The following is a 230-nucleotide window of genomic DNA, read 5'->3' as shown; positions in this document are numbered from 1 at the left end:
TTAAGACTCGGTTTCCCTTCGGCTCCCCTATGCGGTTAACCTTGCTACAGAATATAAGTCGCTGACCCATTATACAAAAGGTACGCAGTCACCTAACAAGTAGGCTCCCACTGCTTGTACGTACACGGTTTCAGGTTCTGTTTCACTCCCCTCGCCGGGGTTCTTTTCGCCTTTCCCTCACGGTACTGGTTCACTATCGGTCAGTCAGGAGTATTTAGCCTTGGAGGATG

General features: G+C 50.0%; 1 rRNA gene. It reads right to left on the bottom strand.

The window, feature by feature from the left end:
• Positions 1-230: ribosomal RNA gene (locus F3J41_RS23265) — 23S ribosomal RNA — on the bottom strand; the annotation flags it as partial.

It is taken from the genome of Pantoea sp. Ap-870 (genome assembly GCF_011752515.1).
Classification (GTDB): Bacteria; Pseudomonadota; Gammaproteobacteria; order Enterobacterales; family Enterobacteriaceae; genus Pantoea; species Pantoea dispersa.
Note: the sequence above shows the minus strand (reverse complement) of the source record. Positions and strands in the feature narration are given on the sequence as shown.